Genomic DNA, 24,124 nt, shown 5'->3' with positions numbered 1-24,124 from the left:
TCCGAACGCTGACCACGGGTGGGATGATGGGAGCGCTATGTCCTCATCCCTGTCCGGCGGTGCGCCCGCCCGCGTCACGATCGATCTCGACGCCATCGCCGCCAACGTCCGCACCCTGAAGGGCTTCGCCGGCGATGCCGAGGTGATGGCCGTCGTCAAGGGCGACGCGTACGGGCACGGGCTGGTCCCGTCCGCCCGGGCAGCGGTGGCCGGGGGAGCGAGTTGGCTCGGCGTGGCCCAGATGGACGAAGCCTTCGAACTGCGTGCAGCCGGCGTCGAGGAGCCGGTGCTGTCCTGGTTGCACGCGCCGGGGACCGACTTCGACCGGGCCATCGTGTCCGGTATCGACATCGGGGTGCCGGCGGTCTGGGAACTCGACGCGGTCGTCGAAGCGGCGCGCCGGGTCGGGCGGACAGCGCGGGTGCAGTTCAAGGTCGACACCGGTCTCGCCCGCAACGGAGCCTACGGCGCCGACTGGGACGCGCTGGTCGCGGCCGCCGGTCCGTATGTCGCCGAGGGCGCTGTGAAGGTCGTCGGCGTCTTCACTCACTTCGCGTTCGCCGATGCGCCCACTCACCCCACCGTGCTGCAGCAGCAGGAGAAGTTCGCGGACGCTGTCCGTGACTGCGAACGTGCCGGGTTCGACCTCGAGGTGCGCCACATGTCGAACTCCGCCGCGACACTGACGACGCCGCAGGCGGCCTGGGACATGGTGCGTCCGGGGCTGGCGGTCTACGGTCTGTCGCCGGTGCCCGACCTCGGCCGACCAGCCGACTACGGACTGCGTGCAGCCATGACCGTCAGCGCGAATGCGACTGTGGTGAAACGGATTCCGGTCGGCCAGGGGGTCAGCTACGCACACACCTATGCGCCCGATCGCGAGACGACGGTGGTCGACGTGCCGATCGGATACGTGGACGGCGTCCCACGGTCGGGTTCGAACAGGGCACCGGTACAGATCGGTGGCTCGAGCTACACGATCTCCGGACGCGTCTGCATGGACCAGTTCGTCGTAGACGTCGGTGACGCGCACGTGAGTGCCGGGGACGAAGTCGTCCTGTTCGGTGACGGCGAACTCGGCGTCCCGACGGCGCAGGACTGGGCCGATGCCAACGACACGATCAGCTACGAGATCGTCGCCCGGATGAGCTCGCGCCTGCCGCGGGTGTACGTCGGAGGTGGGCACCATGGCGAGTGACGGTGGACTGCTCGGTCTCGGCGTCGGCATCCTGGCTGCCGGTGCTGCCACGGCCGCGGGAGTCGCGGCCGATCGGCTGCTGAAGGCTCGCCGCACCGCGATCGAACTCGGTCTCGAAGTCGAATACGACGACATACCCGACCACGAGGACGTCGTGATCAGCGACGCCGTGCCGCTGCACGTGGAGATCGACGACCCGGTCGGCGCGAAAATCGGCGAGCGACCCACCGTCGTGCTGTCGCACGGTTACACCCAGCACCACGGTGTGTGGCACTTCCAGCGAAAAGCGTTGCGAGAAGCCGGATTCCGGGTGGTGCTCTGGGATCACCGAGGCCACGGCCTGTCCGAACAAGGCGAGGAGTCGTCCTACACGATCGCCCAGCTGGGACGTGACCTGCACGCGGTGATCACAGAAGCCGCCCCCGACGGGCCACTCATCCTCATTGGCCACTCGATGGGTGGCATGGCGATGATGGCGATGGCCGAACAGTTCCCGGAGATCATCCGCGAACGCGTGGTCGGTGCCGGCTTCGTCTGCACGAGCTCGGGAGCGCTGAGCACGCTCGACTTCGGCCTCGGCAAGCAGGTCGGCGCCGCCGTGCACCGCCTCGGTCCCGGCACCGTCGCCCGGCTGTCCGCAAGGCAGAGCACCGTCGAACGCGTCCTCGAACTCGGCAAGGACGTGGAAAGCTATCTCGTGCATCGGTATTCGTTCGGTTCGGACGTACCGATGGCCGTCGTGCGTTACACCGCCGACATGATCTTCGAGACCCCGATGTCGGTCATCTCCGCTTTCATGCCGACCCTCGTCGACCATGAACGCACTGACGTGTTGGCCGAGTTCGACGGCATCGAAACCTTGGTGATCCATGGTCAGCAGGACCGCATCGTCCCGCGTGCCCACGCCGATGTCATGGTCGCGAAGATGCCGCACGCCGAGTACATCGTCGTCGAGAACTCCGGTCACATGCTCCCCTTGGAGCACCCGGAGATCGTCAACACCGAGATCGTCGCGCTCGCCGAACGTGCTTCCCGCGCCGTCGTCGAACCACCCAGCAAGCGCCGTTCCACGGTGCCGCGCACCGTCACCGACCTACGGCCGAGGCGCAAGGGTGTGCTGGAGAAGAAGCAGAAGGCAGCCCGATGAGCGTCCCGCCTGTGACGCTGCCCGATCGTGAAGCGACCCAGACCTGGGGCCGTCGTCTTGGCGCGCTGCTGCGTGCCGGCGACGTCGTCGTGCTGACCGGCGGCCTCGGTGCGGGCAAGACCACGTTGACCCAGGCAATCGCCGAGGGACTCGGTGTGCGTGGACCGATCACTTCCCCCACCTTCGTGATCGCCCGCGTCCATCCTTCGCTCGTCGGCGGTCCGGAGTTGGTGCACGTGGATGCGTATCGCCTGGACGGCTCTCTCGAACTGGATGACCTTGACCTCGACTCCGAACTGGACGAGGCGGTGACGGTCATCGAGTGGGGTGCCGGTCTGGCCGAGGAACTGTCCCAAGAGCGTCTGGAACTGGTCATCGATGTGGACACGTCGACGGAGGTCCGCTCGATTCGGTTGCAACCCAACGGCGCTCGCTTCGAATCGGTTGCTGCGCAGGTCGCGTCATGAGTGAGCTGCTGCTGGCGATGGACACCTCGACCTCGGCGGTCACCGTCGCCCTCGTGTCCGGTGCAGAGGTCGTCGCGGAGCAGACCGTCGTCGACGCGCGCCGCCACACCGAGATCCTGATGCCGCTCGTTCGTGACCTGTTCGACGGAGTCGGGGTCACCCGGGCGAACGTCACGGCGCTCGCTGTCGGCGTCGGGCCCGGTCCGTTCACCGGTCTGCGGGTGGGAATCACCACGGCGGCCACGCTCTCGTATGTTCTCGGTGTCCCGGCCCACGGGGTCTGCAGCCTCGACGCCATCGCGCATCAAGCCGCGACGAGCGACGTGGAGGAGTTCGTCGTCGCCACCGACGCACGTCGCAAGGAGGTCTACTGGGCGCGGTACGTGCGCGGTGAACGCGAGAGCGAGCCGCAGGTGCACAAACCGGCAGGCCTCCCCGATGAGGTTCGAGCGCTGCCGGCGGCCGGCCGGGGAGCGAGGCTCTATCCCGAAGTGTTCGCCTCGGCGATGGAGCCGGCCGACGTGAGTGCCGCTCACCTGGGCCTGCTAGTCGCGTCCCGTCTGCGCGACGGCGGGGAGCTGCTGCCGTTGCAACCCCTGTATCTGCGGCAGCCGGATGCCGTCCCGTCGGTCGGCCAGAAGTCGGCGCTCACCTCACTTGCCGGACAACGGCGCCGGCCGTGATCACGCGCGAGATGCACTGGAGCGACATCCCCGATCTCACCAGGATCGACCGGGAGCTTTTCGGGCACGAGGCGTGGAGCGAGACCACCTGGTGGTCCGAGCTCGCCGGTCGTCCTCAGCGTCGCTACCTGATCGCGCAGGACGACGAGGGTGTGGTCGGGTATGCGGGAGTCGACTGTGCCGGCGATGTCGCCGACGTGATGACGATCGCCGTCCGACCCCGGGGACGTCGCTCCGGGCTGTCCCAAGAACTGTTGGACTGGATGCGCGCCGAGGCTGTGTCGTCCGGCGCCGAGGCACTGATGCTCGAGGTCCGCGCCGACAACGTTGCCGCGCGAAAGCTTTACGACCGCAACGGCTTCGAGCAGATCAACGTGCGCCGCGGCTACTACCAGCCGGACGGTGTCGACGCGATCATCATGCGAGCGCTGCTGGAGGCAGACGATGAGTGAGCCCGTCGTTCTCGGGATCGAGAGCTCCTGCGACGAGACCGGAGTCGCGCTCGTACGCGGCACCACCTTGCTCGGCGACTCCCTCGCCAGCAGTGTCGACGAACACGTCCGTTTCGGCGGGGTGGTGCCCGAGGTCGCCAGTCGGGCACACCTCGAAGCGATCATCCCGACCATCGAGCGAGCATGCGACGACGCCGGACTCACCCTCGCCGACGTCGACGCGGTGGCCGTGACTGCAGGACCCGGTCTCGCCGGTGCGCTCATGGTCGGGGTTTCGGCGGCGAAGGCGGTCGCATGGGCGCTCGACAAGCCGCTGTACGGGGTGAACCACCTGTGTGCACACGTCTGCGCCGACGTGCTCGACCACGGCCCGTTGCCGGAGCCGACGATGGCCCTGCTGGTCTCCGGCGGGCACACCGATCTGCTGATCGTGCGCGACATCGCGTCCGACGTGACTGCGCTGGGCCGGACGATCGACGACGCCGCCGGCGAGGCGTACGACAAGGTGGCGCGGGTGCTCGGTGTGCCCTATCCGGGAGGACCGCACTTGGATCGGCTTGCGCAGCAAGGGGATCCGACCGCCATCCGTTTCCCGCGGGGTCTCACGTCGGCGCGCGACATGGAGAAGCATCGTTTCGATTTCTCGTTCTCGGGCCTGAAGACCGCGGTCGTGCGCTGGGTGCAGGAGCGCGAACGCGACGGTCTGGACGTGCCGCTCGCCGACGTCGCCGCGAGCTTTTCGGCGGCCGTGGCTGACGTGCTCACTCGCAAGGCGATCGACGCGTGCGAGCACCACGGCATCAAGGATCTGCAGATCGGCGGAGGAGTCACCGCGAACACCCAGTTGCGGACGATGGCCGAAGAGCGTTGTGCCGCAGCCGGAATCAGCCTGCGCGTCCCGCGGATCCGGCTGTGCACCGACAACGGGGCGATGGTCGCAGCGCTCGGGGCCCAGGTCGTCGCTCGCGGACTTACGCCGTCGAGCCTCGACCTCGGCACGGACTCGAGCCTGCCGGTCAGCACGGTCTCGGTCTGACTCCGGACTACTCGCGCCCCGAGCAGGACGTCAGGCCCATCGCGGTCTTGGCCATCAGTACCCGTTTCACCGACGCGTTCAGCTTCGCCCGGAAAACAGGGTCCTTCGCGGCTTCGGCGGTCAGTGCCCTCGCCATGAGCGGCGCCGCGGACGCGAGTCCGGTGAGCGCCACATCGCCGCCCGCGCGCACCATCTTGACCACGCGTTCACCGGCCGGAAGATCACGTACCGCAACGGCATTCAGGTCATCGCTCATTACGACTCCCCCGAAGCCGAGCTGTCTGCGCAACACGCCGTCGATGATCTTCGGCGAGTAGATCGCCTGGTTCTCGGCGTCCATCCTCGAGTAGTAGGCCGACGACACCATGACGAACGGGGCACCGGCGGCAATCCCGTCGCGGAAGGGGCGCAGGTATTCGTCGTCAGCCGAGGTCTGGTCGTCGACGATGCCGTCGGCGGTGAAGTCCGTGTTGCCGGTGATCCGACCGAGGCCGGGGAAGTGTTTGAGCGTGCTCTGCAAGCCGCCCGCCTGCATCGTCCGCACCACCTCGGCGACAGCGGAGCCGGCCTTAGCGGGGTTGTTCCCGAATTGGCGACCCCAGCGTCCGATCGGTTCGTTGGAGCGCGGGTTCGCCGGCGGCACGGTGTCGGCGACCGGGGCGAGGTCGACGTTGACGCCCACCGCCTTCAGTTCGCGGACGATCGTTCGTGCGACGGCGGCTCGGTCCGCAGACGACATCGTGCCCTGGCGCAGCGCCGACGGGAGCGCAGAGAAGCCGTCACCCTTCAACTGCTGAACCTGGCCGCCCTCCTGGTCGGCGGCGATCAAAAACCCGACACTCTTCGTCGACGACGAATTCGCTTGTGCTTGAACGTGATCGGAGGTGCTTTTCACTCGAGAGGTCGTGCGCCAGCCGCCGATGAAGAACATGTTGCCGATGTGATGGTCCTTGATCATCGTGTCGAGTGACTCGGCGGACATGCTCGCGTCCAGCCCGACCATCACCAGTTGGCCGGCGCGCTGTGCCGGCGACATAGATCGCAGCAGGCCGTCCACGCAGGATGCACCCGGTGACGTCGTCGACGAAGGCTTCGGCGTCGGTTCGACCGAGGACGTGCCGGACGAAAGAGAGGTCGTGCGTGTCACCGCGGCGGTTCCCGGCGACGTCGTCCCGGCGGACGGGCCGCCGGGGTCGCCGCTGCACGCCGATAGGGCGAGAGCGCTGACGGTGAGGACGGAGACGGTTCTGATCATCGCGCTCAGGCTACGGGCGAGGGTCCGGTTCGTCGGAATCGTCCGGCTCGAGCACGAGGACGATCTGGGATTGCGCCAACCTGGTCACCAGGAGGAGGGCACTCGCGTCGCCCTTGAGCTTGAGGTCGCGTACGAAGCGGGCATCGTCGAACCTCACACCGCGCTTCTTCACCGTGACTCGCCCGATGTCGTTGGAACGCAACCATGCTCGTAGGTTCTTGATGTTGAACGGCACCGCCTCCCGGACGCGGTAGCGCCGGGCGTACGGAACATCGACACGCACGTCACCGGTGACGTGGCCGAGGCCGGAGGCCAGTTCGGTGCCGTCCACTGCGTCGGCGAGCGCGCCGGTCACCCCTGCACGCACGACCGCCCGGTCAGCTTCGTAGAGGAAGGCTGCCAGGCCGTCGACGCTGTCGGTCTCTGCGGCGATGTGCTCGCTGCGAATCACGACGTCGTCCGTTGCAGTGAGGACGCGAGCCGTGAACCGCGAGTCGTCGGCGACAGGGCCGAACCAGACGCAGCACTCCAGCACCTCGCCACCGAGGGAGGTCCACTGCGCCGACGCTCCGTCGGGGAGTGCCGAGCGTGGGAAGGAAGGACTGAGCTTGGCGCCCACCGCTCGTCCGGAGGCCCCCAGAGCGGTGACGAAATTCCAGGACGGCAGGAGATCCTCCAGCCGGAAGGTGCGCCTGGTCCGGCCGGTGATGTCGGCAACGCCCGAGGTGCGCCGCGCCGGATCGAGCCAGACACCCACGTGTGAGGGGACGTCGACGGTCGTGACGTCCTCGACCGACACCGTCGTACCGCCGGGCAGGTTCGCGCGTGCGATCGCCGCAGTCGCAGCGTCCAGGTCGAATGCGTGCACGGCAAGTCCGGCGCGAGCGAATGCCCGTGCGTCCGAGCCGATTCCGCAACCGAGGTCGTACACGTGGTTCACGCCCGCGGCTGCGAAGCGGGCCGCGTGCCCGTCGGCGATGCGCGGACGGGTGGCCTGCTCGAGTCCGTCGGGAGTGAAGAACATCCGCGCGGCGTCGGGTCCGAACTTCTCCACCGCCCTGTGTCGCAGCGCCGACTGTGTGAGCACGGCACTGACGAGTTCGGGATCGTGGCCCTGTGCGCGCAGTCGCGTCGTCAACGCCATCACCGAAGCAGGGTCGTACGAAGGCAACGAGTCGAGCAGCGAACGGCCGTCGTCCGACAGGATTCGCTCGACGAGAAAGGCATCCATCAGGACGGCGTCCAGGTGGAGGACTTGCTGGAGAAGGCCTCGCGGCGCTCCGCCGGCGAGAGCGCGGCCAGCGCGTCCTGCACCTGCGGCGAGAACCCGCTGACCACCGGGGGAGAGCCGAGCGGAATGTGAGTGTGCACCAGCCCGTGCGGATGTATGTCGACCAGGTCGAAGCCTTGACGCCCGTCGACCCCGACCAGCGCTCCGTTCGGCGCCCCGCCGTCCAGGGAGTAGCAGGACACGGCCGCCACCGAGACCGGGATGCCCGCGAACGTGCCGTGACAGCTGTGGTGCAGGTGCCCGGCCAGGATCGCCCGGACATCGCTGCCACGCAGCACCGATGCGAAGGCGTCCTGGTTGTCGAGGCCGATGACATTCATCAGGTCGACAGCCGAGACCAGTGGCGGGTGATGCAGCGCGAGCAAGGTGCCGTACTGACTGGGCGTACTCAGCCGGTCTGCCAGCCAGGCGATCTGGTCGTCGTCGATCGCACCGTGGTGGTAGCCGGTCACCGTGCTGTCCAGCGCGATCACCCGAAGCCCGCGCAGGTCGTACACGCGATCCTGCGGCTCGTCGTCCACCGCGAGATCGAAGAGCCCGCGGGCGTACGGCGCACGTTCGTCGTGGTTGCCCATGACCCAGATGACCGTGCAGGACAACTCCTTAGCCGCGGGCTCGACGATCTCACGCAGTGCGCGATATGCGTCCGGTTCGCCGAGGTCGGCGAGGTCGCCGGTGAACACCATCGCGTCGATGGACCGACCGGTGCGAACCACTTGGTCCAGGGTGCGGCGCAGGTTGTCGATCACGTCGATCACCCCGTGCAGCCGGCGCCCGTCCGCGAGCACGTGCGGGTCGCTCAGATGGGCGATGGTGTGGGTCGGCGCGGGTCCGAATCGCATGTCCCCATCCTGCCCGCCCGAACGGAATGAAGAGTGTCGGACGGCAGTTAGCACTCGACGTATGCGAGTGCTAGATTCGCCAGTGGCACTCAGCCTGTGACAGTGCCGGCTCCGCAAAGGCTCAGGTCGACCCCCGCGACGGCGACCGGAGCCCGGGAGCCGGTGAGTCACAGGGCAAACTTCCGCCGCACGACGCGGTGGGTACAACGTAGAAAGGATCCGCTGTGGTGAACATCAAGCCGCTCGAGGACCGCATTGTGGTCAAGGCCGTCGAGGCCGAGCAGACCACCGCTTCCGGTCTGGTCATCCCGGACACCGCCAAGGAGAAGCCCCAGGAGGGCGAGGTCGTCGCTGTCGGCCCCGGCCGCTTCAACGAGGACGGTGACGAGCGTGTCCCTATGGACATCAAGGTCGGCGACAAGGTCATCTACTCCAAGTACGGCGGCACCGAGGTGAAGTACGGCGGCCAGGAGCTGCTGATCCTCTCGGCGCGCGACGTGCTCGCCATCGTCGAGCGCTGATCGGCCTCACGAGCATTCAAGGCGCCCCGGCTCGCCGCCCTCTGCGGGCCGCGATCCGGGGCGTCGCACATTCCCCGGTCCACCCAGGACCTCTCGAAAGAGACTGAAAGACAAGGACTTCCATCACCATGGCAAAGACCCTGGAGTTCAACGACGACGCGCGTAAGTCGCTCGAGCGCGGTGTTGACGCACTCGCCAACGCCGTCAAGGTGACGCTCGGCCCCAAGGGCCGCAACGTCGTCATCGACAAGAAGTGGGGCGCCCCGACCATCACCAACGACGGCGTCACCATCGCCCGTGAGGTCGAGCTGGACGACCCCTACGAAAACCTCGGCGCGCAGCTCGCCAAGGAGGTCGCCACCAAGACCAACGACATCGCCGGTGACGGCACCACCACCGCGACCGTCCTCGCCCAGGCGATGGTCAAGGAGGGTCTGCGCAACGTGGCCGCCGGCGCCTCGCCGTCCGGTCTGAAGCGCGGCATGGACAAGGCCGTCGAAGCCGTCAACGACCAGTTGCTGTCCAATGCCCGCGAGGTCGACGGCAAGGAAGAGATCGCTCAGGTCGCATCCCTGTCCGCGCAGGACACCACGATCGGTGGCCTCATCGCCGACGCGTTCGACAAGGTCGGCAAGGACGGTGTCATCACGGTCGAGGAGTCCTCGACGGCGGTGACCGAGCTCGACTTCACCGAGGGCATGCAGTTCGACAAGGGCTACATCTCGCCCTACTTCGTGACCGATCCGGAGCGGATGGAGGCCGTCCTCGAGGACGCCTACATCCTGATCAACCAGGGCAAGATCTCGGCGATCGCCGACGTCCTGCCGGTGCTGGAGAAGGTCGTCCAGTCGGGCAAGCCGCTGGTGATCATCGCCGAGGACATCGACGGCGAAGCGCTGTCGACCCTGGTGGTCAACAAGATCCGCGGCACCTTCAACGTCGTCGCGGTCAAGGCCCCCGGTTTCGGTGACCGTCGCAAGGCGATGCTGCAGGACATGGCCATCCTCACCGGTGGTCAGGTCATCGCCGAGGAGGTCGGCCTCAAGCTCGACCAGGCTGACCTGGACGTGCTGGGCCAGGCCCGCCGCGTCGTGGTCACCAAGGACTCCACCACGATCATCGACGGCCAGGGCGACACCGCCGACGTCGACGGTCGCGTGAAGGAGCTGAAGGCCGAGATCGAGCGCACCGACTCCGACTGGGACCGCGAGAAGCTCCAGGAGCGTCTCGCCAAGCTGGCCGGCGGCGTCTGCGTCATCAAGGTCGGCGCCCACACCGAGGTGGAGCTGAAGGAGAAGAAGCACCGCATCGAGGACGCGATCTCCGCCACCCGTGCGGCGATCGAGGAGGGCATCGTCGCCGGTGGTGGCTCGGCGCTCATCCACGCCGTCTCGGCGCTCGACTCCCTGCAGCTCGAGGGCGACGAGGCCACGGGCGCGAACATCGTCCGCAAGGCGGCCGCCGAGCCGCTGCGCTGGATCGCCGAGAACGCGGGCCTCGAGGGTTATGTCGCGGTGTCGAAGGTCGGTGAGCAGCCGCTGGGCAGTGGCCTCAACGCCGCCACCGGCGAGTACGGCGACCTGATCAAGGCCGGCGTCATCGACCCGGTCAAGGTCACCCGTTCCGCGCTGCGCAACGCGGCGTCCATCGCGTCGATGGTGCTCACCACCGACACGCTCGTGGTGGAGAAGCCGGAAGAGGAAGAGCCCGCGGCCGCGGGCCACGGACACGCTCACTGAGGCGGTCCATCCAGGCAAGCGCCCCGGTTCCTCACGGACCGGGGCGCTTCGCATTCCGGCATCGGCAGGTCAACCGGCATTTGACCAGCACGGCAGGTGGATGCCTACTCTGGTGAGTGCGCCCCTCGGTCATCTGTCCAGGAGTTCGGCCGGGACGGGGTTCAGGAACCGACGACGAGGACCCGGGAAGGCAGGATGAGCGGATCGCCAAACGCTGCCCACCGACCTGTAACAAACTGGGCCGCTCGCACGATGTCCCCATCGGAAGCGCAGATCCCCCTGCGGGACCTGGCTGCTGAGGCTCGTGCAGGAAGCGATGCTGCGGCAGCCGCTTTGATGGCAGGCGTCCACGAGATCGCGTTGCGCTACGCCCGAGCCCGGCTCGGCCGTTTCTCCGCGACCTCGGACGCCGCGGCAGACGTTGCTCAGGAGGTGTGTGTGGCCGTGTTGACCGCGCTGCCTCGATACGTCGACCAAGGCGCCCCGTTCGAGGCATTCGTCTATCGCATCGCTTCCCACAAGGTGGCCGACGCCCAGCGCGGCGTGCTGCGTGGTGCAGTGCCCAGCGATGATCTTCCCGAGCAGACCGACGCGCGACTGACCCCCGAGGAGCACGCGCTCGAGGCCGACCGATCGGCGCAGGTGCATGCCTACCTCGACCAGTTGAACGAACAACAGCGCGAGATCCTCACGCTTCGGGTTGCCGTGGGCATGTCTGCCGAAGAAACCGCCGCCGCCCTTGACATGACTCCCGGCGCCGTCCGCGTCGCGCAGCACCGTGCGCTTGCCCGTCTGCGCAGGATCATGACCGACACGAAGGATCAGCAGTGACGCCGCGCCTGGACGACATCCGTCGCGACGACGAGTGGCTGGACGCCCTCGGCGGTCGTCGAGGCGCGCAGGCGTCGAACGACGAAGCGATCGCGCTGCTCTCGGAGTGGGTCGAGGCGATCGATCACCTCCCCAGCAGGCCCGAACCGGTTGTCGGCCGTTATTCGCGCCATGGGCTCCTTCGCGGACGTCGCGGCGCGGGCCTCCACCTGCGTCGTGTCGCGTCGGTCTCCGGTATCGCGGTTGCGGCCCTGTCGGTGAGTTCGGTGTCTGCTGCGGTCACCGGCACTTCGGTTCCGGTGTTCCGTGAACTCGGCACGGTCACCCGCGGACTCGTCGGCGCCGACCCCTTGCCCCGCACGGTCGAGGCGACCGGCGTACCTGCCGAATCATCTTCCAGCACAACACAGTCGGACACCAGGTCCGACGACCGCGCCCACGAGCACTCCGGTACGACGACGCAGACGCAGTCGGCAACGAGCGATGACCCGACCTCGGTACCGCGAGCCTCCAGTACGCAGTGGGTCTGGACCGGCACGCAGTGGAAGCAGTCCACGACTTCGGTAGGTTCGACGAGTCAGCAACGTCCGACGTCCACGCGCGCGACGCGTCCGGTGCTGCCTCCCACCGGCACTTCGGCTCCGACGTCGACCAGCGTCCCGACCTCCACTTCGACGCCGTCGTCCACCTCGACGCCGTCGTCCACCTCGACGTCCACCTCGACGCCGTCGTCCACCTCGACGTCCACCTCGACGTCCACCGCGACGTCCACCTCGACCAGCAGTCCGACGGCCTCGAGTCCGTCGACGACGAAGTCAACGAAGACCACCAAGAAGACGCGTCCGACCTCTCCGTCCACCGTGACAAGAACGCCCACGTCAACGGCAACGAGCACGCCGACGTCCACATCGACCGACGGTCGGCGCGGGCGCCCGACCGCGCGTCCCACACTTCCGATGCCGCCGCAGCCGTCTCCGCGTGCCCGTACCGCGACCGCGAGCGAGAGGTCCGTCGTGACCCCGGACGACGCCTCGGACTCGTTGGCGAACGAGACCTTCACCGCCACCATTCAGTGACCACCCTCGTCGCGTCGGCTCCGTCGGCTTCGTAGACTTGCACAATGACGTCTGGTGAGCCGACTGTGAGCGATGTTCCTGCGATCTTCGGCCAACTGGGCCTGACCTACGACGACGTGCTGTTGTTGCCGGGGGAGACCGATGTGATCCCCTCCGAAGTCGACACCACCTCCCGCCTCACCCGCGATCTGAAACTGCGCATGCCGCTGATCTCGGCGGCGATGGACACCGTGACCGAGTCGCGGATGGCGATCGCGATGGCGCGCCAGGGCGGCATCGGTGTGCTGCACCGCAATCTGTCGATCGAGGACCAGGCCGAGCAGGTCGATCTGGTCAAGCGCACCCAGACCGGGATCATCTCCAACCCGGTCACGATCGGTCCCGACGCCACGCTCGAGGAACTCGACCAGATCTGTGGTCGCTATCGCGTCTCCGGACTTCCGGTCGTCGACCCCGACAACACGCTGATCGGCATCATCACCAACCGCGACCTGCGGTTCACCCCGCTCGCGGAGTGGGCGACCGCCAAGGTGCACGAGATGATGACGCCGATGCCGCTGGTCACGGGACCGGTCGGCATCAGCCGTGAGGACGCCACCTTGTTGCTGCGTCAGCACAAGCGGGAGCGTCTGCCGCTGATCGACGACGAGGGCAAACTCGTCGGCCTGATCACCGTGAAGGACTTCGTGAAGTCCGAGCAGTTCCCCGACGCTTCCAAGGACGACCAGGGACGGCTGCTGGTGGCCGCCGCCGTCGGCTACTTCGGTGACGCCTGGGAGCGCGCGACCCGTCTGGTCGAGGCCGGCGTCGATGTGCTCGTGCCCGATGTCGCGAACGGTCACGCCAGCCTGATGCTCGACATGATCCGCAAGCTGAAGTCCGACCCGGCCACCAAACACGTCCAGATCATCGGCGGCAATGTGGCCACCCGCGCCGGAGCGCAGGCACTCGTCGACGCCGGCGTCGACGCGGTGAAGGTCGGCGTCGGGCCGGGTTCGATCTGCACCACGCGCGTGGTCGCCGGTGTCGGCGTACCGCAGGTGACCGCGATCTACGAGGCGTCCCTGGCCTGCAAGCCGGCGGGTGTGCCGGTGATCGGTGACGGTGGTCTGCAGTACTCCGGCGACATCGCCAAAGCATTGGTCGCGGGCGCGTCCTCGGTCATGATCGGTTCGCTGATCGCCGGCTGCGAGGAGTCGCCCGGCGAGGTGATCCTGCTGAACGGCAAGCAGTTCAAGACCTATCGCGGCATGGGCTCCCTCGGCGCCATGGCGTCGCGCGGCAAGAAATCGTTCTCCAAGGACCGCTACTTCCAGGCCGACGTCGCCTCCGACGACGAGCTCGTGCCCGAGGGCATCGAGGGGCGGGTTCCCTACCGAGGACCGCTCGGCTCCGTGGTCCACCAACTGGTGGGCGGTTTGCACCAGTCGATGTTCTACGTCGGAGCGAACACGATCCCGGAACTGCAGGAGAAGGGTCGCTTCGTGCGCATCACCTCGGCCGGTCTCAAGGAATCACACCCGCACGACGTGCAGGGCATCGTCGAGGCACCGAACTACGCCGGACGCTGACTACGCCCGTAGTCCAGGAAACCGGTCGCCACTGCGGCCGCTTCCCGCAGCGTCTGTGTCCTTGGCGCACCGATAAGCTCTTCCGGTGACTGAGATCGAGATCGGACGTGGCAAGCGCGGGCGTCGCGCGTACTCCTTCGACGACATCGCGGTGGTGCCCTCGCGTCGGACCCGTGACCCGCGCGAGGTGAACGTCGGCTGGCAGATCGACGCCTATCACTTCGACCTGCCGGTCATGGCCGCGCCGATGGACTCTGTGATGTCGCCCGACTCCGCCATCGCGTTCGGCAAGCTCGGCGGCCTGCCGGTGCTCGACCTCGAAGGTCTGTGGACCCGGTATGAGTCACCCGAACCGTTGCTCGCCGAGATCGCTGCGCTCGAGCCGGCCCACGCGACCGCCCGGATGCGTGAGATTTATGAAGAGCCGATCCGCGAGGACCTGATCCGGCTGCGGCTGAAGCAGATTCGCGACTCCGGCTGCACCGTCGCCGGCGCGTTGTCGCCGCAGCGCACCCAGGAGTTCTGGAAGGCCGTCGTCGACGCCGGCGTCGACCTGTTCGTCATTCGCGGCACCACCGTCTCGGCCGAGCACGTCTCGGGTCGGTCCGAGCCGCTGAACCTCAAGCGATTCATCTACGAACTCGACGTGCCGGTGATCGTCGGCGGGGTCGCCACCTACACGGCATCGCTGCACCTGATGCGTACCGGTGCGGCCGGCGTCCTGGTCGGCTTCGGTGGCGGAGCAGCACACACCACCCGGCAGACGCTCGGCATCCAGGTGCCGCTGGCGTCCGCCGTGGCCGACGTCGCCGCCGCTCGTCGCGACTACATGGACGAGACCGGCGGCCGCTACGTCCACGTCATCGCCGACGGGGGCATGGGCACCAGCGGCGACATCGTCAAGGCCATCGCCTGCGGTGCGGACGCGGTGATGCTCGGCGCCGCCCTGGCGCGAGCCACCGAGGCACCCGGACGCGGTTTCCACTGGGGCTCCGAGGCGCACCACTCCGAACTACCGCGTGGCGAGCGGGTCGAGGTCGGCTCGGTCGGATCACTCGAGGAGATCCTCGTCGGCCCTGGTCTCGGCGCCGACGGCACGACCAATGTCATCGGTGCGCTGAAGCGCGCGATGGCCACGACGGGTTACCTCGAACTCAAGGAATTCCAGCGGGTCGAGGTCATCGTCGCCCCGCATCAGAAGAGCTGACCATCCCGGCGAAGGTCAGCAGATCCGCCCGGTTGACGTCGGATTCCTGCGGACTTTCGGTGTTCGTTGGACGGGTCTCGGCGTTGGGGTGACGTTGGCGGCGATGCGTTCTACTGTGGAGTAATGACCGACCTGCTGAACTCCACGCACGACTCGACGCACCCCTCCGGGCAGGATCCGGCGGGTCGGGAGCAGAGCCGTCCGCCGCACGTCATCGCACCTGCCCTGGCTGCCCGCCTCGCGCGTAGGGCGCTGACCTCCCCGGGAGCCGCGACGTTCGACTGCGTCACGCCGATGACAGGCGGGGTCTTGGGCACGATCCCGCAGAGTTCGGTGGACGACGTAGATATCGCCTACCGCACCGCGCGGTCGGTGCAGCCGCGGTGGGCAGCGTTGTCGGTGCAACAGCGGGCCAGGTTCCTGCTGGAACTGCACGACCTCGTCCTGGACAACCAGGCCGAGTTGCTGGACCTGATCCAGCTCGAGTCGGGAAAATCGCGCCGCCACGCGTTCGACGAGGTGCTGGACGTGGCGGGTGTGAGCCGGCACTACGCGCGCAAGGGCCCGTCGTACCTGGCCACCAAGCGTCGTCTCGGCGCACTGCCGATGCTCAGCCAAGCTCGCGAACTGCGCCACCCCAAGGGCGTCGTCGGTGTCGTCGCGCCCTGGAACTACCCGCTGTCGATGTCGATCACCGACGTCCTGCCGGCACTGCTGGCGGGCAACGCGGTCGTCCTGCGTCCGGACAACAAGAGTGCGCTGACCGCGCTGAGTGCGGTGGAACTCATCGACCGCGCCGGCCTGCCGGAGGGGCTCCTGCAGGTCGTCCTCGGTGACGGCCCGACCATCGGTAACGCGGTGTTGGAGCGCGCCGACTACGTCATGTTCACCGGCTCGACGGCGACCGGTCGCAAGGTCGCCGCGGCCGCCGGCGAACGGTTGGTGGGTGCGTCCCTCGAACTGGGTGGCAAGAACCCGATGTACATTGCGCAGGACGCGAACCTCGAACTCGCCGCCGAATGCGCAGTGCGTGCGATGTTCTCCTCGGCCGGTCAGCTGTGCATCTCGGTGGAGCGGCTCATCCTGCACGAGGAGATCGCCGACGACTTCCTCGCGGTGTTCGTGCCCATGGTGGCGGACATGAAGCTCGGGCCGCAGCTGGAGTGGGGCACCGACATGGGTTCGTTGATCTCCGCCGAGCAGCTTGAGCGGGTCAGCGCGCACGTCGACGATGCGGTCGCGGCAGGAGCGAAGGTGCTCACCGGTGGCAAGGCGCGCCCAGATCTCGGTCCGTACTTCTACGAACCGACCGTGCTCGACGGCGTCACCGAGGAGATGGACGTCTGCCGCACGGAGACGTTCGGTCCGGTCGTCTCGGTGTACCGGGTCGCCGACGACGCCGCCGCAGTCGCGAAGGCCAACGATTCCGAGTACGGACTCAACGCGTCAGTGTGGACGCGGGACACGGCGCGCGGTCGCCGTATTGCGAATCAGATCCGTTGCGGCACAGTCAATGTCAACGAGGGCTATGTCGCGGCCTGGGGGAGCAACGGTGCGCCGATGGGTGGCATGAAGCAGTCCGGTATCGGTCGCCGGCACGGCGCCGAGGGCATCCAGAAGTACACCGAGAGCCAGAACGTCACCGTGCAGCACGGTCCGGGATTCGTGATTCCGAAGGGCATGTCGCAGAAGGCGTGGGCCCGGATGATGACCTCCGGCCTGAAGGTGATGAAGAAGGCGGGTCTGTCATGAGCGTCGAGGAGCACCTGCTCGACTACGACGTCGTGGTGGTGGGATCGGGGTTCGGCGGGTCGGTCGCCGCGTTACGCCTGGCCGAGAAGGGCTACGCCCTCCACGTCTTCGAGGCCGGCCGCCGGTTCGAGGACGACGAGTTCGCCGAGACCTCGTGGGACGCGCGCCGTTACCTGTGGGCGCCTGCGCTGAAGTGCTTCGGTGTGCAGCGGATCCACAAACTGCCTGACGTGATGATCCTGGCCGGGGCCGGAGTGGGCGGTGGGTCGCTCAACTACGCGAACACGCTGTACAAGCCCACGGCTGCGTTCTTCAAGGACGCGCAGTGGGCGAACATCACCGACTGGGACGAGGAACTCTCCCCGCACTACGAGACGGCGAAACGGATGCTCGGCGTCGTCGAGGAGAACCCGTGCGACGGCCCGGTGGAGCAACTGATGCGGGACGTCGCGAGCGACCTCGGGGTCGCCGACTCCTTCCGCAAGACGCCGGTCGGGGTGTTCTTCGGTGAGTCGGGAAAGACCGTCGACGACCCCTATTTCGGCGGTGAGGGGCCTGCGCGCACCGGGTGCACCGAGTGCGGCAACTGCATGGTCGGCTGTCGCGTCGGCGCGAAGAACACCTTGATGAAGAACTACATCGCGCTGGCCGAACGGCGCGGCGTCGAGTTCGAGGCGTTGCGGACCGTCGTCGATCTGGAAGCGTTGCCCGAGGGTGGTTTTCGGGTCACCACCGAGCGGTCCGGCGCGTGGCTGTCCAAGGATCGTCGCAGCGTGACCGCGGGACAGGTCGTCCTGGCCGCCGGCACCTGGGGTACCCAGACACTGCTGCACGGGTTGAAGGCATCGGGACGTCTGCCGCAGCTGTCCGAGTGCCTCGGTCTGCTCACTCGCACCAACTCCGAAGCCCTCGGCGGCGCGGCGACCGCGAAGGTCCCCGCAGACATGGACCTGTCCAAGGGCGTCGCGATCACCACCTCGTTCCACGTCGACGACGCCACCCATGTCGAGAACGTCCGTTACGGCGCGGGTTCGAACGCGATGGGTCTGCTCACCGCGTTGCTGGTGAACGGCGACAATGGACCGCTGGGGAAGGCCAAGGACTTTGCCGGGCAGTTCGCCAAGCAGCCGATGTCGGCGCTTCGCATCGCAGCCGGACCGAGGTGGTCGGAGCGCACCATCATCGCGCTGGTCATGCAGACGATCGACAATTCGATCACGGTCTCCGGACGGCGCCGCTTCGGCAAGGTTCGCCTGACCAGCCGTCAGGGTCACGGTCAGCCCAACCCGAAGTGGATTCCGCAGGGGCACGAGGCGATTCGCGCCATGGCTGATCGACTGCAGGTGGTCGCCAAGGAGAAGGCACTCCCCGGCGGCACGTGGGGCGAGATCTTCGGAATCCCGCTGACCGCCCACTTCCTGGGCGGGGTCGTGATCTCCGATTCACCGGAGCGCGGCGTCCTCGACCCCTACCACCGCGTCTGGGGACACCCTGATCTGCACGTCGTCGACGGCTCAGCCATCTCGGCCAACCTGGGTGTGAACCCGTCGCTGACGATCACCGCCCAGGCCGAACGGGCGATGGCCTGCTGGCCGGCGATGGGGGAGCGGGACGAGCGTCCGGCGCAGGGCGAGCCCTATCGGCGCCTCGACGTGCCTGCCGCTCGAGTCCCCGGCGTCGACCTCGGCCTGCCGACCACCCGTCCCGCCTGACTACAGGTGTAGCGGCTTAGGCTGGCCAGGTGCTGCGTCGACTGTTCACCCTGCGCTGGACCGCGTTGCTGATCCTGCTCGCAGTGGTCGTCGGCGGCGTGGGTTTCGCCGGGCTGTGGCAGCTCAACGTGGCCAAGGATCGCGGCACCAACCAGGAGGTCGCCAAGGCCCCGACCAAGCCGGTGGTCCCGATCACCGAGCTGCTGAAACCGCACGAGACGTTTCCTGCGGTCGAGTCGTCCCGCCGCGTCACCGCACAGGGCCGTTACGAACCCGACAAACAGTTCCTGGTCGCAGACCGCCGCCTCGACGGGCAGTCCGGCTACTGGGTCGTGACGCCCATGATTCAGCGGACGACGGGCGCCCGACTGGTGATCCTGCGGGGATTCGTGACCTCCCCGTCCGCCGCCTCGAAGCCGACGCGCAACGATGTGACGGTGACCGGCGGTATGGCGCCGGGTGAATCTCCTTCTGTCGGAACGTATCCCGCGGGACAATCGGGTTCGATCGACCTTCCGGCCAAGCTCAACGAGTGGGGCGGAGACCTCTACAACGCTTTCCTGTTCGCTGTCGAGGAGAAGCCGAATGCGACGGACGACTCGATCACCCGCGTCCCGCCACCCCCGCCGAACCCGACGCACGGGTTCCGGTTCGTGAACCTGATGTACGCCTTCCAGTGGTGGGTCTTCGCGATCTTCGCCATCTACGTCTTCTGGCGGATGTTGCGCGACGACGTGTACGGACCACCCGAGCGTCGCCGCCGCCCGACGTCCACCGACAATGAACCGACCGCCGTCGAGGAGAGCAATGTCTGAGCAGTACCCGATCGAGGACCCACAGCGAGTCCGCAGCGCCCTGACCTTCTTCCGCATCACCGCGCTGATCGCCGGAGTCGCGCTGATCGTGTTGGTGGTGGAGATGGTGCTCAAGTACGGGATGGACAACGACGCCCTGTCGTGGTGGTCACCGGTGCACGGGCTGCTGTTCATGGGTTTCGTCGCGGCCACCTACAACCTCGGCAGCAAGCTGCGCTGGCCCATGGGGCGCATGGTCGGATACATCCTCACCGCGTTCGTGCCACTGCTGTCGTTCTGGCTGGAGAAGAAGGTCACTCGTGAGGTGCAGGGGCAGCTGGCCGGGGCAGGGCACCCCGCTCGATAGACTCGGGCGGTGACCGCTCCGCTTCAGGAACACCCCGTCCTCGTCGTCGACTTCGGCGCCCAATACGCCCAGCTCATCGCACGCCGTGTGCGCGAGGCCAACCTCTACAGCGAGGTCGTCCCGCACACGATGAGCGCGGCCGAGATGCTCGCCAAGGAGCCGGCCGCGATCGTGCTCTCCGGCGGCCCGTCATCGGTCTACGCTGAAGGTGCGCCCTCGCTCGAACCCGCCCTGTTGGACGGCGGCGTGCCGGTGCTCGGTATCTGTTACGGCTTCCAGGCGATGGTCAACGCGATGGGTGGCACGGTCGAACACACCGGACTGCGTGAGTACGGCGCCACCGAGGCCTCGATCACCGACACGTCCTCCACCTTGTTCAACGGTCAGCCCAGCGAGCAGTCGGTGTGGATGAGCCACGGTGACTCGGCGTCCAAGGCGCCGGACGGTGTCCGCGTCACCGCGACCACGCCGGGTGCCGAGGTCGCTGCATTCGAGGACGACGACCGCAAGCTCTACGGCGTGCAATGGCACCCGGAAGTCATGCACTCCACCTTCGGTCAGCGCGTGATGGAGAACTTCCTGTGGCGTGGCGCCGGTCTCGAAGCCGACTGGACCCCGGACGCGATGGTCGAGGAACTCGCCGCCGAGGTGAAGGAGAAGATCGGTGAAGACCGCGCGATCTGCGCTCTCTCCGGCGGCGTCGACTCGTCCGTGGCGGCAGCCCTCGTCCAGAAGGCCGTCGGCGATCAGTTGACCTGCGTGTTCGTCGACCACGGTCTGCTGCGTGATGGCGAGGCCGAGCAGGTGGAGAAGGACTTCGTCGCCGCGACAGGGGTCGACCTGGTCGTGATCGATGCTAAGGACCGCTACCTCGAGGCGCTCGCCGGAGTCAGTGACCCGGAGGAGAAGCGCAAGATCATCGGACGCGAGTTCATCCGCGTGTTCGAGCAGGCCGCCCGCGACATCGTGGCGGACCGTGGCGACGAGGAACACCCGGTCAAGTGGTTGGTGCAGGGCACGCTCTACCCGGACGTCGTCGAATCCGGTGGGGGTACGGGCGCTGCGAACATCAAGTCGCACCACAACGTCGGCGGCTTGCCCGACGACATCCAGTTCAAGCTGGTCGAACCATTGCGCTCGCTGTTCAAGGACGAGGTGCGCAAGGTCGGCCTCGAACTCGGCGTGCCCGAGGACATCGTCTGGCGCCAGCCGTTCCCGGGCCCCGGCCTCGGTATCCGAATCGTCGGTGAGGTCACGGCCGAGCGACTGGACATCCTGCGCGCTGCCGACAAGATCGCCCGCGAGGAACTCACCGCCGCCGGGCTCGACCGCGACATCTGGCAGTGCCCGGTGGTGTTGCTCGCCGACGTCCGCTCGGTGGGTGTGCAGGGCGACGGACGCACCTACGGTCACCCGATCGTGCTGCGCCCGGTGTCGTCCGAGGACGCGATGACCGCCGACTGGACGCGCGTGCCCTACGACGTGCTCGCCAAGACCTCGAACCGCATCACCAACGAGGTGTCCGAGGTCAACCGCGTCGTCCTGGACGTCACGAGCAAGCCGCCGGGAACCATTGAATGGGAGTGAGCTGATCCATCGACCCCGGGGTGGGAAGCCGCCGGGGACCATCGAGTGGGAGTGATTCTCTGACAGCAGCCGCAATAACGACCGGATCCCTTGACTACGCCTGTAGTCAAGGGATCCGGTCGTCATCGGGGCCGATCGAGATCAGTCGCCCATGTCCTCCAGTTCCATGCCCTTGGTCTCGCGCACCCACTTCTTGACGAAGATGAACGACAGCACCGCGAACACTGCGTAGATGCCGTACGTGATGCCGAGCGACACGTCACGCAGCGACGGGAAGCTGACGGTGACGACCCAGTTGGCGACCCACTGGGCGCCGGCGGCCAGGGCGAGCGCAGCGGCGCGCATCCGGTTGGGGAAGGTCTCGCCGAGAAGCACCCAGACGATGGGTCCCCAGGACATGCCGAACGCGACCACGAACACGTTGGCCGCGACGAGGGCGGTGATGCCCTGCGCGTCGCTCAACTGTGGGGTGGCCTCACCGTCGACGGTGACGACCTGCGCGGTCTGGAACACGAACGCCATCACCGACAGTGAGACGGCCATTCCGGCAGAACCGATGAGCAGCAACGGTTTACGCCCGACCTTGTCGACGCTGGCGATCGCGATGAGCGTGGTGACGATGTTGACGACCGAGGTGATGACGGTGATCTTGAACGAGTCCTGCTCGCTGAATCCGACGGCCTCCCAGAGCACGTTGGAGTAGTAGAAGATCACGTTGATGCCGACGAACTGCTGGAAGACCGACAACCCGATGCCGATCCAGACGATTGGCATGAGTCCGAGCGCGGGTCCCTTGAGGTCGGCCATCGACGGCTTGTCCTCGCGGTGCAGCGACCGCTGGATCCGGTCGATCTTCACCTCGAGGTTGCGCTGACCGAGCAAGGTGGAGAGCACCTTGCGAGCTTCGGGGATCTTGTGGGTGGCGATCAGGTAACGCGGCGACTCAGGGATGGTGGTCGACAACAGTCCGTAGATCACCGCGGGGACGGCCATCGCGAGGAACATCCAACGCCAGGCCTCCAGCCCGAGCCAGAGCTCGTCGTGTGACGATCCTGCAGCAGCGGCGAGCAGGTAGTCGACCAGCAGCGAGGTGAAGATGCCGGTGACGATCGCGAGTTGCTGCAGGGACCCGAGTCGCCCACGGATAGCTGCGGGAGCGATCTCGGCGATGTAGGCAGGCGCAATCACCGAGGCCGCACCGACGCCGAGACCGCCGACGATGCGGAACAACACGACCATCCACAGACTCTGGGCGAAACCGGTGCCGATCGCGCTGATGAAGAACAGAATGGCGGCGAGCTTCATGACCGACAGGCGCCCGACCTTGTCCGCCAGGCGTCCGGCGTACACAGCACCCGCCGCGGCACCGAGCAGGGCGGACGCGACCGCGAATCCGAGGGAAGCGGAACCGACCTCGAACTTCCTTTCGATCGCGGAGACTGCACCGTTGATGACCGCGCTGTCGTAGCCGAACAGGAATCCGCCGAGCGCCGCGACGGACGCGATCCGGACGGCGCTCTTGCCACTTGCGGTGTCGGAGTTGTCGTAGATCGATTCCTCGTCCGAAATCGGGCCGTGTTCGCTCATGGCCGTCTCGCTTCCTACTGATGTGGCGGGTGTGAGGGTGGTGTCAGAGAACGCTACGCCTGGGTCAGGCGAGCAGGGGAGCTCTCGTCCAGCCAGGTGTGAGCGATCTGGCGGAGCAATTTGCCGGCATCGTGCGTTGAGCACGGTGATGTCCACGATCGACCGCACCCAGAACCTTCGCCGGACCTCGTCCCGCTCGACGCAGCCACCTGCCTCGGCAGTGTTCGTGCTGCTCGCAGCGATGCTCGGATCAGCCCTGACCGGTGCCGTCCTGGTGAAGGTGTTCCTGCACAATCTCACCGGTGCCCGTCTGGACAACCGGTTGATGAGTTTCCTGGGCGGCCCACCCGAGGCGTTCGACCGGATCAACGCGTGGAGTGGCACCGTGTCACCGGTCACCGTCCTCGCGATCCTGGCGGTGACGACATTCGTCGCGATCCGACGTGATCGTCACGCAGTCGCTGCAGCTACCGTGCTGGCAGTCCTGGGTGCCACGGCGACTACTCAGGTGCTCAAGCACGGAGTGTTCGAACGCGTCGGCAGCCTGCCGAACTCACTGCCGAGCGGTCACACGACGGCGGCGATGTTGTGGGCCATCGGCGCCGTCCTTGTGTCATCGCGCGGTTGGCGCCCTGTCGTGACAGTCGTCGGCGCGATCGTGGCCAGCACGATCGGAGTCGGCACGATCGCCGGACGCTGGCACCGTCCCTCCGACATCGCCGCGGCGGCGGCAGTCTGCCTCGGTTGGGCCGCCCTCGCCGTCCTGGTCGCAACGCTCGTCCAACGCGGGGCCCGACCCGCACATTCGCGCCCGACGGGGGACTACCTGAAGATGCTCGGCGTGGTGGTCCTCGTGTCGTGCCTGGCCTTCTTCGCACTCGGTTTTGTGCTCGGCGGCCAGGGGATCGAACAGGTTGCAGCGCTGGCCGTCCTCCTCGGCATGGTGATCGTCTGCGCCGGCACCGTCACGCTGGTCGCGTGGCTGGCTGACCGCGAACTCGCCTGAGCC

23 protein-coding genes are annotated in these 24,124 nt (G+C 67.3%); 17 read left to right on the top strand and 6 right to left on the bottom strand.

What is annotated here, in order from left to right; translation table 11 throughout:
• The first annotated feature begins 37 nt into the window (after positions 1 to 37).
• The 6 genes from alr to tsaD are packed head-to-tail and all read left to right on the top strand — an operon-like array spanning position 38 to position 4,983.
• Positions 38 to 1,198, top strand: coding sequence for an alanine racemase (alr, locus tag ACYU8W_RS05920; RefSeq protein ID WP_499467450.1), 1,161 nt, complete (start codon positions 38 to 40; stop codon positions 1,196 to 1,198).
• Entirely contained in the window at positions 1,188 to 2,345 is a 1,158-nt protein-coding gene (locus tag ACYU8W_RS05915; protein ID WP_499467448.1) for an alpha/beta fold hydrolase, read from the top strand. Before alr ends, ACYU8W_RS05915 begins: the two co-directional genes overlap by 11 nt.
• Entirely contained in the window at positions 2,342 to 2,812 is a 471-nt protein-coding gene (gene tsaE / locus ACYU8W_RS05910) for a tRNA (adenosine(37)-N6)-threonylcarbamoyltransferase complex ATPase subunit type 1 TsaE (RefSeq protein ID WP_129625962.1), read from the top strand. The genes ACYU8W_RS05915 and tsaE overlap by 4 nt, the downstream gene beginning before the upstream one ends.
• Complete coding sequence (tsaB, locus tag ACYU8W_RS05905) at positions 2,809 to 3,495, top strand: tRNA (adenosine(37)-N6)-threonylcarbamoyltransferase complex dimerization subunit type 1 TsaB (RefSeq protein WP_499467445.1); 687 nt, start codon at positions 2,809 to 2,811, stop codon at positions 3,493 to 3,495. Before tsaE ends, tsaB begins: the two co-directional genes overlap by 4 nt.
• Positions 3,492 to 3,947, top strand: coding sequence for a ribosomal protein S18-alanine N-acetyltransferase (gene rimI / locus ACYU8W_RS05900; protein ID WP_499467444.1), 456 nt, complete (start codon positions 3,492 to 3,494; stop codon positions 3,945 to 3,947). The genes tsaB and rimI overlap by 4 nt, the downstream gene beginning before the upstream one ends.
• Positions 3,940 to 4,983 carry a tRNA (adenosine(37)-N6)-threonylcarbamoyltransferase complex transferase subunit TsaD gene (tsaD, locus tag ACYU8W_RS05895; RefSeq protein ID WP_499467442.1) on the top strand — a complete coding sequence of 348 codons (1,044 nt, stop codon included), beginning with the start codon at positions 3,940 to 3,942 and terminating at the stop codon, positions 4,981 to 4,983. Before rimI ends, tsaD begins: the two co-directional genes overlap by 8 nt.
• Before the next feature lie 7 nt (positions 4,984 to 4,990).
• On the opposite strand, the gene ACYU8W_RS05890 is transcribed toward tsaD, so the two are convergent.
• From ACYU8W_RS05890 to ACYU8W_RS05880, 3 genes are read right to left on the bottom strand one after another with little or no spacing between them, the layout of a single operon-like run.
• A complete protein-coding gene (locus tag ACYU8W_RS05890) occupies positions 4,991 to 6,238 on the bottom strand; it encodes a glycoside hydrolase family 3 N-terminal domain-containing protein (RefSeq protein ID WP_499467440.1) in 1,248 nt (415 codons plus the stop codon).
• 10 nt (positions 6,239 to 6,248) lie between these two features.
• The gene (locus ACYU8W_RS05885) at positions 6,249 to 7,469 is read right to left on the bottom strand and encodes a THUMP-like domain-containing protein (protein WP_499467438.1); all 1,221 of its coding nucleotides are present in this window, start codon (positions 7,467 to 7,469) and stop codon (positions 6,249 to 6,251) included.
• Positions 7,469 to 8,371: a metallophosphoesterase gene (locus ACYU8W_RS05880; protein ID WP_499467436.1), complete on the bottom strand. Its 903-nt coding sequence runs from the start codon at positions 8,369 to 8,371 to the stop codon at positions 7,469 to 7,471. Before ACYU8W_RS05880 ends, ACYU8W_RS05885 begins: the two co-directional genes overlap by 1 nt.
• A 227-nt stretch (positions 8,372 to 8,598) precedes the next feature.
• Here ACYU8W_RS05880 and groES point away from each other — a divergent pair, with 227 nt between their 5' ends.
• From groES to shbA, 3 genes are all read left to right on the top strand, one after another.
• Positions 8,599 to 8,892, top strand: a complete 294-nt coding sequence (gene groES / locus ACYU8W_RS05875; protein WP_205744757.1) for a co-chaperone GroES — start codon at positions 8,599 to 8,601, stop codon at positions 8,890 to 8,892.
• A 128-nt stretch (positions 8,893 to 9,020) separates the two neighbouring features.
• Complete coding sequence (groL, locus tag ACYU8W_RS05870) at positions 9,021 to 10,631, top strand: chaperonin GroEL (protein WP_141929166.1); 1,611 nt, start codon at positions 9,021 to 9,023, stop codon at positions 10,629 to 10,631.
• A gap of 252 nt (positions 10,632 to 10,883) precedes the next feature.
• Complete coding sequence (shbA, locus tag ACYU8W_RS05865) at positions 10,884 to 11,462, top strand: RNA polymerase sigma factor ShbA (protein WP_499467434.1); 579 nt, start codon at positions 10,884 to 10,886, stop codon at positions 11,460 to 11,462.
• On the opposite strand, the gene ACYU8W_RS05860 is transcribed toward shbA, so the two are convergent.
• Together ACYU8W_RS05860 and ACYU8W_RS05855 are read right to left on the bottom strand one after the other, a co-directional pair.
• Complete coding sequence (locus tag ACYU8W_RS05860; protein WP_499467433.1) at positions 11,453 to 11,635, bottom strand: hypothetical protein; 183 nt, start codon at positions 11,633 to 11,635, stop codon at positions 11,453 to 11,455. The genes shbA and ACYU8W_RS05860 overlap by 10 nt on opposite strands.
• 404 nt (positions 11,636 to 12,039) lie before the next feature.
• Positions 12,040 to 12,531 carry a hypothetical protein gene (locus tag ACYU8W_RS05855; protein ID WP_499467431.1) on the bottom strand — a complete coding sequence of 164 codons (492 nt, stop codon included), beginning with the start codon at positions 12,529 to 12,531 and terminating at the stop codon, positions 12,040 to 12,042.
• A gap of 51 nt (positions 12,532 to 12,582) precedes the next feature.
• Between ACYU8W_RS05855 and guaB the strand changes: the two genes are divergently transcribed.
• The 7 genes from guaB to guaA all read left to right on the top strand — a co-directional run bounded on the left by guaB (position 12,583) and on the right by guaA (position 21,528).
• Positions 12,583 to 14,109: an IMP dehydrogenase gene (guaB, locus tag ACYU8W_RS05850; protein ID WP_499467429.1), complete on the top strand. Its 1,527-nt coding sequence runs from the start codon at positions 12,583 to 12,585 to the stop codon at positions 14,107 to 14,109.
• An 85-nt stretch (positions 14,110 to 14,194) separates the two neighbouring features.
• Positions 14,195 to 15,316, top strand: a complete 1,122-nt coding sequence (locus ACYU8W_RS05845; RefSeq protein WP_129625951.1) for a GuaB3 family IMP dehydrogenase-related protein — start codon at positions 14,195 to 14,197, stop codon at positions 15,314 to 15,316.
• Positions 15,317 to 15,439: 123 nt separating this feature from the next.
• A complete protein-coding gene (locus tag ACYU8W_RS05840; RefSeq protein ID WP_499467427.1) occupies positions 15,440 to 17,068 on the top strand; it encodes a succinic semialdehyde dehydrogenase in 1,629 nt (542 codons plus the stop codon).
• On the top strand, positions 17,065 to 18,780 hold the full coding sequence (locus ACYU8W_RS05835; protein WP_499467425.1) for a GMC oxidoreductase: 1,716 nt from the start codon (positions 17,065 to 17,067) through the stop codon (positions 18,778 to 18,780). The genes ACYU8W_RS05840 and ACYU8W_RS05835 overlap by 4 nt, the downstream gene beginning before the upstream one ends.
• A 29-nt stretch (positions 18,781 to 18,809) precedes the next feature.
• Complete coding sequence (locus ACYU8W_RS05830; protein WP_499467423.1) at positions 18,810 to 19,595, top strand: SURF1 family protein; 786 nt, start codon at positions 18,810 to 18,812, stop codon at positions 19,593 to 19,595.
• Positions 19,588 to 19,941: a DUF3817 domain-containing protein gene (locus ACYU8W_RS05825; protein WP_499467422.1), complete on the top strand. Its 354-nt coding sequence runs from the start codon at positions 19,588 to 19,590 to the stop codon at positions 19,939 to 19,941. Before ACYU8W_RS05830 ends, ACYU8W_RS05825 begins: the two co-directional genes overlap by 8 nt.
• Before the next feature lie 9 nt (positions 19,942 to 19,950).
• The gene (gene guaA / locus ACYU8W_RS05820) at positions 19,951 to 21,528 is read left to right on the top strand and encodes a glutamine-hydrolyzing GMP synthase (protein WP_499467420.1); all 1,578 of its coding nucleotides are present in this window, start codon (positions 19,951 to 19,953) and stop codon (positions 21,526 to 21,528) included.
• A 141-nt stretch (positions 21,529 to 21,669) separates the two neighbouring features.
• Here the strand turns inward: guaA and ACYU8W_RS05815 are convergent, their stop codons facing one another.
• Positions 21,670 to 23,115, bottom strand: a complete 1,446-nt coding sequence (locus ACYU8W_RS05815) for a sugar porter family MFS transporter (RefSeq protein ID WP_499467418.1) — start codon at positions 23,113 to 23,115, stop codon at positions 21,670 to 21,672.
• Positions 23,116 to 23,263: 148 nt separating this feature from the next.
• Between ACYU8W_RS05815 and ACYU8W_RS05810 the strand changes: the two genes are divergently transcribed.
• A complete protein-coding gene (locus ACYU8W_RS05810) occupies positions 23,264 to 24,121 on the top strand; it encodes a phosphatase PAP2 family protein (RefSeq protein ID WP_499467416.1) in 858 nt (285 codons plus the stop codon).
• Positions 24,122 to 24,124 lie beyond the last annotated feature (3 nt).

The sequence above is a fragment of the Yimella radicis genome, from assembly GCF_054778255.1.
Note: the sequence above shows the minus strand (reverse complement) of the source record. Positions and strands in the feature narration are given on the sequence as shown.

Excerpts from the sequence above, each read along its gene's own strand:
- alr (WP_499467450.1), top strand. The coding sequence starts at position 38 with ATGTCCTCATCCCTGTCCGGCGGTGCGCCCGCCCGCGTCACGATCGAT.
- ACYU8W_RS05915 (WP_499467448.1), top strand. The coding sequence starts at position 1,188 with ATGGCGAGTGACGGTGGACTGCTCGGTCTCGGCGTCGGCATCCTGGCT.
- tsaE (WP_129625962.1), top strand. The coding sequence starts at position 2,342 with ATGAGCGTCCCGCCTGTGACGCTGCCCGATCGTGAAGCGACCCAGACC.
- tsaB (WP_499467445.1), top strand. The coding sequence starts at position 2,809 with ATGAGTGAGCTGCTGCTGGCGATGGACACCTCGACCTCGGCGGTCACC.
- tsaD (WP_499467442.1), top strand. The coding sequence starts at position 3,940 with ATGAGTGAGCCCGTCGTTCTCGGGATCGAGAGCTCCTGCGACGAGACC.
- ACYU8W_RS05890 (WP_499467440.1), bottom strand. The coding sequence starts at position 6,238 with ATGATCAGAACCGTCTCCGTCCTCACCGTCAGCGCTCTCGCCCTATCG.
- ACYU8W_RS05885 (WP_499467438.1), bottom strand. The coding sequence starts at position 7,469 with ATGGATGCCTTTCTCGTCGAGCGAATCCTGTCGGACGACGGCCGTTCG.
- ACYU8W_RS05880 (WP_499467436.1), bottom strand. The coding sequence starts at position 8,371 with ATGCGATTCGGACCCGCGCCGACCCACACCATCGCCCATCTGAGCGAC.
- groL (WP_141929166.1), top strand. The coding sequence starts at position 9,021 with ATGGCAAAGACCCTGGAGTTCAACGACGACGCGCGTAAGTCGCTCGAG.
- shbA (WP_499467434.1), top strand. The coding sequence starts at position 10,884 with ATGTCCCCATCGGAAGCGCAGATCCCCCTGCGGGACCTGGCTGCTGAG.
- ACYU8W_RS05860 (WP_499467433.1), bottom strand. The coding sequence starts at position 11,635 with ATGGCGCGAATAACGGCCGACAACCGGTTCGGGCCTGCTGGGGAGGTG.
- ACYU8W_RS05855 (WP_499467431.1), bottom strand. The coding sequence starts at position 12,531 with ATGGTGGCGGTGAAGGTCTCGTTCGCCAACGAGTCCGAGGCGTCGTCC.
- guaB (WP_499467429.1), top strand. The coding sequence starts at position 12,583 with ATGACGTCTGGTGAGCCGACTGTGAGCGATGTTCCTGCGATCTTCGGC.
- ACYU8W_RS05840 (WP_499467427.1), top strand. The coding sequence starts at position 15,440 with ATGACCGACCTGCTGAACTCCACGCACGACTCGACGCACCCCTCCGGG.
- ACYU8W_RS05835 (WP_499467425.1), top strand. The coding sequence starts at position 17,065 with ATGAGCGTCGAGGAGCACCTGCTCGACTACGACGTCGTGGTGGTGGGA.
- ACYU8W_RS05825 (WP_499467422.1), top strand. The coding sequence starts at position 19,588 with ATGTCTGAGCAGTACCCGATCGAGGACCCACAGCGAGTCCGCAGCGCC.
- ACYU8W_RS05815 (WP_499467418.1), bottom strand. The coding sequence starts at position 23,115 with ATGAGCGAACACGGCCCGATTTCGGACGAGGAATCGATCTACGACAAC.
- ACYU8W_RS05810 (WP_499467416.1), top strand. The coding sequence starts at position 23,264 with ATGTCCACGATCGACCGCACCCAGAACCTTCGCCGGACCTCGTCCCGC.